This is a genomic window from Saliniramus fredricksonii (assembly GCF_900094735.1).
Classification (GTDB): Bacteria; Pseudomonadota; Alphaproteobacteria; order Rhizobiales; family Beijerinckiaceae; genus Saliniramus; species Saliniramus fredricksonii.
The window spans coordinates 2209556-2217500 of the sequence record NZ_FMBM01000002.1 but is presented as its reverse complement, the minus strand read 5'-3'; the positions used below and the strand labels follow the sequence as shown (position 1 = coordinate 2217500).

Sequence of the window (7945 nt, the reverse complement as noted above, 5' to 3'; positions counted from 1 at the left end):
TGCGGGATGGACCGGGCGCGTTGAAGCATGAGGTGCGGATGTAGTGATGCATCCGCAACCATGGTCTTTGAAGTTCTGATCATGCGGACGACTGCCGAGTAGTCCGTATGGAGGGCTGCATGCGCCGGCTTGATGGCGTGTGTGGTTGATATGATGTGTGCGTACTGCCTTGCGGCGGCGCGCGTACAATTCTGGTTGATACGAACCGCCTTGCGGCGGCGCGTATGGATCATGAGAGCAATCAAGTGTGATAAGGGCATCTGGTGGATGCCTTGGCGCTAAGAGGCGATGAAGGACGTGGTACGCTGCGATAAGCCCTGGGGAGCTGCGAACGAGCTTTGATCCGGGGATTTCCGAATGGGGCAACCCACCTTCAGTGACCAGTGAACAGTGGGCAGTTGCCGGAGCGATCTGGTGGCTGGTTACTGTTTACTGGTTGCTATGAGAAGGTATTTGATCCTGAATACATAGGGGTCAAAGGCGAACCCGGGGAACTGAAACATCTCAGTACCCGGAGGAAAGGACATCAACGAGACTCCGTCAGTAGCGGCGAGCGAACGCGGACCAGGCCAATGCTCACATTCTTCTCAACCGGAACCGTCTGGAAAGTCGGGCACTATGGGTGACAGCCCCGTACGGGTTCAGGGAGGTGTGGGATACGAGTAGGGCGGGACACGTGAAATCCTGTCTGAACATGGGGGGACCACCCTCCAAGCCTAAGTACTCCTTAGCGACCGATAGCGAACCAGTACCGTGAGGGAAAGGTGAAAAGCACCCCGACGAGGGGAGTGAAACAGTCCCTGAAACCGGATGCCTACAAACAGTGGGAGCCCAAGGTTTGTCCTGGGTGACCGCGTACCTTTTGTATAATGGGTCAGCGACTTGAAGTAGCGAGCAAGCTTAAGCCGTGAGGTGTAGGCGCAGCGAAAGCGAGTCTGAACAGGGCGTTCAGTTCGTTGCTTCAGACCCGAAACCGAGTGATCTAGCCATGAGCAGGTTGAAGGTGCGGTAACACGCACTGGAGGACCGAACCGGTGTCTGTTGAAAAAGCCTCGGATGACTTGTGGTTAGGGGTGAAAGGCCAATCAAACTCGGAGATAGCTGGTTCTCCGCGAAAGCTATTTAGGTAGCGCCTCGCGTTTATGCTCCAGGGGGTAGAGCACTGGATGGGCTAGGGCTGTCCACAACGGTACCAAACCTAACCAAACTCCGAATACCTGGAAGACTTGCGCGGGAGACACACGGCGGGTGCTAACGTCCGTCGTGGAGAGGGAAACAACCCTGACCTACAGCTAAGGCCCCCAATTCGTGGCTAAGTGGGAAAGGATGTGGGAACCCCAAAACAACCAGGAGGTTGGCTTAGAAGCAGCCATCCTTTAAAGAAAGCGTAACAGCTCACTGGTCTAAACAAGGGTTCCTGCGCCGACAATGTAACGGGGCTCAAGCCACGAGCCGAAGCTTAGGATCTGGTGACCAGTTATCAGTGAACAGTGAACAGAATGAACTTTGATGCGCGTAGCGGCAAGCGTTGGGACGCGGAAGATCTGGAGGTCTTTCGTCGTGCTTATGCATTGTCGCTGGAGCTTCATGGCGTGAGCCTGGAGTTTCCCAAGAGTGAGCAATATGGCGGTCTCGCCGATCAGCTCAGACGATCTTCGCGATCGGTCTGTGGATTGATTGTCGAGGGTGCCGGTCGACAGCAGGCCTCTCCCCGGGAGTTCGGGCGCTATCTCGTGATGGCGATCGGCTCTGCCGAGGAGACGCGTCTGTGGTGTCGGTATTGCGCGGATCTCGGGTTTGTTGCGCATGAACGTGCGGAAGACTGGCGCGACGAGTTGCGTCAGATCGTGCGGATGTTGCAAGGTTTGAAGAACAGTCTCGCCGACCGCTGACGGTCTCGAGGCATCTGGTCACTGATTACTGATAACTGGTCACCGGGTGGTAGCGGAGCGTTCCGTAGGCCTGTGAAGGGATACTCGTGAGGGGTCCTGGAGGTATCGGAAGTGAGAATGCTGACATGAGTAACGACAAACAGCGTGAGAGACGCTGTCGCCGAAAGTCCAAGGGTTCCTGTGTAAAGTTAATCTGCGCAGGGTTAGCCGGCTCCTAAGGCGAGGCCGAAAGGCGTAGTCGATGGGAATGCGGTGAATATTCCGCAGCCTGCGGGTGGTGACGGATCTGAAGTGTTGTGCATCCTTACTGGATTGGGTGTGCTTCTGGATGGTCCCTGGAAACAGCCCCCGTATTATAGACCGTACCCGAAACCGACACAGGTGGACTGGCAGAGTATGCCAAGGCGCTTGAGAGAACGATGCTGAAGGAACTCGGCAAATTACCTCCGTAACTTCGGGATAAGGAGGCCCTGTCATCGGGCAACCGGTGGCGGGGGGCACAGACCAGGGGGTGGCGACTGTTTAGCAAAAACACAGGGCTCTGCGAAATCGCAAGATGACGTATAGGGTCTGACGCCTGCCCGGTGCCGGAAGGTTAAGAGGAGAGGTGAGAGCTTTGAATCGAAGCCCCGGTAAACGGCGGCCGTAACTATAACGGTCCTAAGGTAGCGAAATTCCTTGTCGGGTAAGTTCCGACCTGCACGAATGGCGTAACGACTTCCCCGCTGTCTCCAGCATCGACTCAGTGAAATTGAATTCCCCGTGAAGATGCGGGGTTCCTGCGGTCAGACGGAAAGACCCCGTGCACCTTTACTGTAGCTTTGCGCTGGCATTCGTGTCGGCATGTGTAGGATAGGTGGAAGGCTTTGAAGCATGGGCGCCAGCCTGTGTGGAGCCGCCCTTGAAATACCACCCTTGGCGACATGGATGTCTAACCGCGATCCGTTATCCGGGTCCGGGACAGCGCATGGCAGGCAGTTTGACTGGGGCGGTCGCCTCCCAAAGAGTAACGGAGGCGCGCGACGGTGGGCTCAGACCGGTCGGAAATCGGTCGTTGCGTGCAATGGCATAAGCCTGCCTGACTGCGAGACGGACATGTCGAGCAGAGACGAAAGTCGGCCATAGTGATCCGGTGGTCCCGCGTGGGTGGGCCATCGCTCAACGGATAAAAGGTACGCCGGGGATAACAGGCTGATGATCTCCAAGAGTCCATATCGACGAGATCGTTTGGCACCTCGATGTCGACTCATCACATCCTGGGGCTGGAGCAGGTCCCAAGGGTTCGGCTGTTCGCCGATTAAAGTGGTACGTGAGTTGGGTTCAGAACGTCGTGAGACAGTTCGGTCCCTATCTGCCGTGGGTGTAGGAGATTTGAGAGGATCTGTCCCTAGTACGAGAGGACCGGGATGGACGTACCTCTGGTGGACCTGTTGTGGCGCCAGCCGCAGTGCAGGGTAGCTATGTACGGACGGGATAACCGCTGAAGGCATCTAAGCGGGAAACCCACCTCGAAACGAGATCTCCCTTGAGAGCCGTGGAAGACCACCACGTCGATAGGCCGGGTGTGCAAGCGCAGCAATGCGTTGAGCTTACCGGTACTAATCGCTCGATTGGCTTGATTGCCTCTCATGATCCATGCGCGCTTTTTGATGAGCCTCAAACGCCGGCGCGGACGTCCGTCCGCTTGGCTTTCCGCGCCACGCGGCGCGGCGGCCGTTCGGCCTTGCGGGCCTGACGGCCCGACGCTCATCACAAACGTTGCAGGATCACTCGTTTATTGTTGGCCTCAAACGCCGGCGCGGACCTCCGTCCGCTTGGCTTTCCGCGGAACGATCCGCGACGCGCGTTCGCGCTTGCGGCGCTGCGCGCCGGGGCTGATTAAAAAACGTCAGATCCAGAAAGACCGTCACCAACCTCATGCTTCACCTCAGACGGTTCAGCCCGACCCGGCGCAACGCGCCGGCAAGGCCGAACGGCCGCCCGCGCTCATGCGCGGAAAAGCCAAGTGGGCGGACGCCCACGCCGGCGCTTGAGGCCTGCGTAAAAACCAGGCCGAAGGCCCAAAGCGCGAACGCGCGTCGCGGACCATTCCGCGGAAAAGCCAAGTGGGCGGACGCCCACGCCGGCGCTTGAGGCCTGCGTAAAAACCAGGCCGAAGGCCCAAAGCGCGAACGCGCGTCGCGGACCATTCCGCGGAAAAGCCAAGTGGGCGCACGCCCACGCCGGCGCTTGAGGCCTGCGTAAAAACCAGGCCGAAGGCCCAAAGCGCGAACGCGCGTCGCGGACCATTCCGCGGAAAAGCCAAGTGGGCGCACGCCCACGCCGGCGCTTGAGGCCGACCAGAAAGTCGGCGTCTGAGGCTAAATCAATCAATCAAGTTTGCTGCGCAAACTTGTCTTTCGCCGGCCCGGTGGCTCGAGCGAGGCGCATAAAACCCGATCCCATCCCGAACTCGGCCGTTAAACGCCTCAGCGCCAATGGTACTGTGTCTCAAGACCCGGGAGAGTAGGTCGTCGCCGGGCCCGCAAAAGACAAGACAATCACGCAAAAAAGCAAAAAACCATCATCCTCTCACAAGCCCCCACAAACAACACACCTCACGCGGGGTGGAGCAGCCCGGTAGCTCGTCAGGCTCATAACCTGAAGGTCGTAGGTTCAAATCCTACCCCCGCAACCAGCTTTAATTGCCTCTGCGCATCCTGCGCCTTCGCGCCAGCCGCAAGCGCCAGGATCCCGGCAAGATCCCCTTCCAGATCAATCTGATAGCCGTGCGTGGCGCCGTCATCCGGCGTGAGACGCACGCGGGTGATCAATGCACGGATGCGCTCACGCGCCGCGTTGTTCTCGTGCGGTGCGTCTGCCTGCGCCGCGAGGCCGTGCAAAAGTTCGCCGACACGTTCACGATAGGTCTCCGAGAGGCGCGGGTGCAGGCGGACCGGTTCGGGCCTCGCAGAGGCCGCGATCTCGGCTTCGAGCTCGGCCTTGCGGCTGTTGGCGGCTTCCATCCGTGCAGAGACCGTCGCGTAGGGTGCCCCGTCGGCAATCGCCTGCACGATGTTGTCGATCTGCCGGTTCACCCGCCGCAGTTCGGATTCGAGGGCGTCGATCCCGGCACTCGCCTCACGCATAAGCCGGTTGCGCTCGCGGGTGTATTCCTCACAGAACGTCTTTACCAGCTCGGGTTCCATCAGATGATGATGCAGGGCATCGAGAACGGCTGCCTCGACGACCGCGTACTTGATCGTGCGGCGGTTGCTGCAGACCGCCTCACCCTTGTTGCGCGTCGTCGAGCATCCGATCCTGTCGGCAGAGACCTTCGAGAAGCCACCGCCACAGCAGCCACAGGCGATCAATCCGGACAGGAGATGGACCGGGCGGCGCCTTGTTCAGGGACCGGCATCTGGCGTCCCCTCATCACTTCGCTTCAAGGCCGTCGCCTCCTGACGCTGCTTCACGGCTTCCCAGAGCTCGTCGGGAATGATGCGCAGATGCGGGACATCTGTGATCACCCATTCTTCCGGCGGGTTCGCCCGCGAGATCCGCTTGCGTGTTCTCGGATTACGGACATAGCGCAGACGGTTCCAGACAAGGCGTCCGATGTAAAGCTCGTTGTTGAGTATGCCTGTGCCACGGGTCTTGTTGCCATTGATCGTCGAATGCCCCCAAGCGGAACCGCGTGGACCTTCAATGCCCTCTGTGTTGAGGCGACTCGCGATCGCTCTGGGTGAAACGCCGCTGGCATATTCCTCGAAAATCCGGCGAACGATCCGGGCCTCGTCGTCGAGAATCGCCCGCTCACCGTGGATTGGATCACCGCTGTGCGGACATGTCCGGTTCACGACCTGGTAGCCATACGCATTGCCGCCTCCCGACGCCCCCTGCTCGACGCGTCCGCGCAGGCCCCTGTAGGGGAATCGCATTTGAGAATTTTGTGTGGCGTGTTGGGATAAAATGGATTCTTGAGGGGCTTTCATGCATTGGGAGCCTTCGATGTCAGGATCGTGGTTTGAAGCGGCTTTTTCGGCTCTGCCGGACCCGCGAACCGGAAATGCCAAGCGCCATGAGCTTCTTGAGGTCTTGACGATTGCACTGACTGCGGCGGTTTGCGGGGCGGAGCATTGCTCGGACTTCGCGGATTTCGCGGTTGATCGGGAAGCGTTGTTCCGGGAGTTTCTGGAGCTGCGAAACGGTGTTCCGAGCCACGACACGTTCTCGCGGGTGTTCCGGCTTCTCGACCCGAGCGCCTTTGCGATGTGCTTCGGGCGGTTCGTAGACGAGTTGGGCGCGGCGGGCGAGGGCGTGGTGGCGATTGACGGCAAGACGCTGCGCCGGTCGTTCGACGCTGCGGCGGGGCGCTCGCCGCTGGCCGTGGTGTCCGCCTTCGCCTCGGCGACCTCAACCGTGATCGGCCAGACGGGCTTTCGCGCCGCCGACGGCGACAGCGAGATCGTCGCGGCGCGCGCATTGTTGCGCTGCCTCGATTTGACAGGCCAACTCGTGACTGCGGACGCCATCCATTGCCAGAGCGAGACCGCGCAGACGATCCTTGATCGCGGTGGAGACTATCTCCTGCGGTTGAAGGCGAACCGACCGGCGCTGCACGAGATGGTCGCGACATACTTCGCCGATGGACAGATCCGGGCCGCGCTCCCGACATGCGCCACGACGGATGCCGATCATGGCCGGGTCGAGACGCGCCGCGCCTTCGTTACCCACGACCTCGCCTGGCTGCGCGGCTCCAGATCCGCGTGCACCGAGCCGGTTCTCCTGCCGGGGCTTGCCTGCCTGGGAATGATAGAGAGCACCGTGACGCGCGGCGGCAAGACCACGACCACCCGCCACTACCACGTCGCCTCCCGCCAACTCACCCCAGAAGCCTACCTCGCTGCCGCGCGATCCCACTGGTCAATCGAAAACGGTCTCCATTGGGTCCTCGACATGACTTTCGACGAGGATCGCGCCCGCAACAGAAAGGATAACGGCCCAGAAAACCTCGCCATCCTCCGAAAACTCGCCCTCAACGTTCTCAAACGCGCCAGACCCAAAATCTCTATCCGACGAAAAAGAAAACGCTCCGGATGGTCCGACGACTTCGCACGATCCGTCATCGGCCAAATGCGATAGCCCTACAGGCCCCTGCGTGTCTTCTTGCCGAGATCATCGATATAGTAGGCGTTCATGGTGCCCTTGAAGCCGACATGCATACGCGAAACTGGCCCTTTGGCGACGGTGACGATCTCGCTTCCCAGAAACTTCACCTCATCGTAAAGGTCCGCAATATGGCCTTGCCCGCAGCTGAGCCGATCCAGCGCTTCGGCGACGAGGACCGCACGCGGGTTTGCGCTCAGCGCTTCGATCGCAGCGTCGAGCCCCGAACGCGAAATCTGCGTCCCCGAGGTTGCTGCGTCGCTGAACGTCGCGACCACCGCCATACCGAGACGTTCCGCATACGCGCGACACTCGCGGATCTGATCATCGATCGAGTGCGGACGCTGCAGATCGCTCGAATAACGCGCATAGATGATTGCCAGTTCATGTGTCATCGTCGTTCTCATGATCGTGGGGTGACCCGATATCGGCTCCCGCGTCGTCGCATTCAAGGCCACGGCCTTCAAGGTCACCGCATTGGCGAAGATGCTTGGCATGATCGCGCCGTGCCGCTTCCCGCGCAAGCTCCTTGACGAGGTCGCGGATTGCGTCGCGCCCTTTCTTGTGCAACGATGTAACCGTGCCGTCAGGATCAGTGTTCAAGTCGGGGTGACTTGATGGTTCGTCATCTGCAATAGACATCGTATCGGCTCTTGATCAAGAAAACGCCGCTGCAGAACGCCATGCGCTCCCGCTGACCTGAAAAGCAAAGCTGAAATGCCCACAGAGAAAGCATCAGCTGAAATTAAGAAAGTTGCAAATACATTAATTTAGAAAATTAATGATAAAACGAAAATTCGTAAGGGTCACGGGACTGAGATCCGCGCTCCGTTAATCAGTACAACGTGCCATGATGTGTATGAAGCGGCAGGTGGATTAGGTCGAAGGCGTCACAGAAAATGGTT

5 protein-coding genes, 1 tRNA gene and 2 rRNA genes are annotated in these 7945 nt (G+C 59.4%); 4 read left to right on the top strand and 4 right to left on the bottom strand.

Annotated features, from left to right (window positions below):
- Positions 1 to 239: 239 nt before the first annotated feature.
- The 3 genes from GA0071312_RS16590 (at position 240) to GA0071312_RS16580 (ending at position 4569) form a co-directional block, all read left to right on the top strand.
- Positions 240 to 3515 (top strand): 23S ribosomal RNA (locus tag GA0071312_RS16590).
- Between the two features lie 783 nt (positions 3516 to 4298).
- Positions 4299 to 4414 (top strand): 5S ribosomal RNA (rrf, locus tag GA0071312_RS16585).
- Between the two features lie 78 nt (positions 4415 to 4492).
- A tRNA-Met gene (locus GA0071312_RS16580) sits at positions 4493 to 4569 on the top strand.
- On the opposite strand, the gene GA0071312_RS20635 is transcribed toward GA0071312_RS16580, so the two are convergent.
- A complete protein-coding gene (locus tag GA0071312_RS20635) occupies positions 4526 to 5245 on the bottom strand; it encodes a recombinase zinc ribbon domain-containing protein (RefSeq protein ID WP_420819975.1) in 720 nt (239 codons plus the stop codon). The genes GA0071312_RS16580 and GA0071312_RS20635 overlap by 44 nt on opposite strands.
- A 33-nt stretch (positions 5246 to 5278) precedes the next feature.
- The gene (locus GA0071312_RS16570) at positions 5279 to 5866 is read right to left on the bottom strand and encodes a recombinase family protein (RefSeq protein WP_083204638.1); all 588 of its coding nucleotides are present in this window, start codon (positions 5864 to 5866) and stop codon (positions 5279 to 5281) included.
- Positions 5867 to 5882: 16 nt separating this feature from the next.
- Here GA0071312_RS16570 and GA0071312_RS16565 point away from each other — a divergent pair, with 16 nt between their 5' ends.
- Positions 5883 to 7016 (top strand): ISAs1 family transposase, encoded by a 1134-nt coding sequence (locus GA0071312_RS16565; protein WP_074443596.1) that lies wholly within the window; start codon positions 5883 to 5885, stop codon positions 7014 to 7016.
- Between the two features lie 2 nt (positions 7017 to 7018).
- Here GA0071312_RS16565 and GA0071312_RS16560 read toward each other — a convergent pair whose 3' ends face one another.
- Together GA0071312_RS16560 and GA0071312_RS20155 are read right to left on the bottom strand one after the other, a co-directional pair.
- Positions 7019 to 7435, bottom strand: a complete 417-nt coding sequence (locus GA0071312_RS16560) for a recombinase family protein (RefSeq protein WP_165604064.1) — start codon at positions 7433 to 7435, stop codon at positions 7019 to 7021.
- Positions 7425 to 7682, bottom strand: a complete 258-nt coding sequence (locus tag GA0071312_RS20155) for a hypothetical protein (RefSeq protein ID WP_165604063.1) — start codon at positions 7680 to 7682, stop codon at positions 7425 to 7427. Before GA0071312_RS20155 ends, GA0071312_RS16560 begins: the two co-directional genes overlap by 11 nt.
- Positions 7683 to 7945: the final 263 nt, after the last annotated feature.

What these genes read in the sequence shown, in the direction of transcription:
- GA0071312_RS16570 (WP_083204638.1), bottom strand. Translation starts at nt 5,866, where the DNA reads ATGAAAGCCCCTCAAGAATCCATTTTATCCCAACACGCCACACAAAAT.
- GA0071312_RS16565 (WP_074443596.1), top strand. Translation starts at nt 5,883, where the DNA reads ATGTCAGGATCGTGGTTTGAAGCGGCTTTTTCGGCTCTGCCGGACCCG.
- GA0071312_RS16560 (WP_165604064.1), bottom strand. Translation starts at nt 7,435, where the DNA reads ATGACACATGAACTGGCAATCATCTATGCGCGTTATTCGAGCGATCTG.
- GA0071312_RS20155 (WP_165604063.1), bottom strand. Translation starts at nt 7,682, where the DNA reads ATGTCTATTGCAGATGACGAACCATCAAGTCACCCCGACTTGAACACT.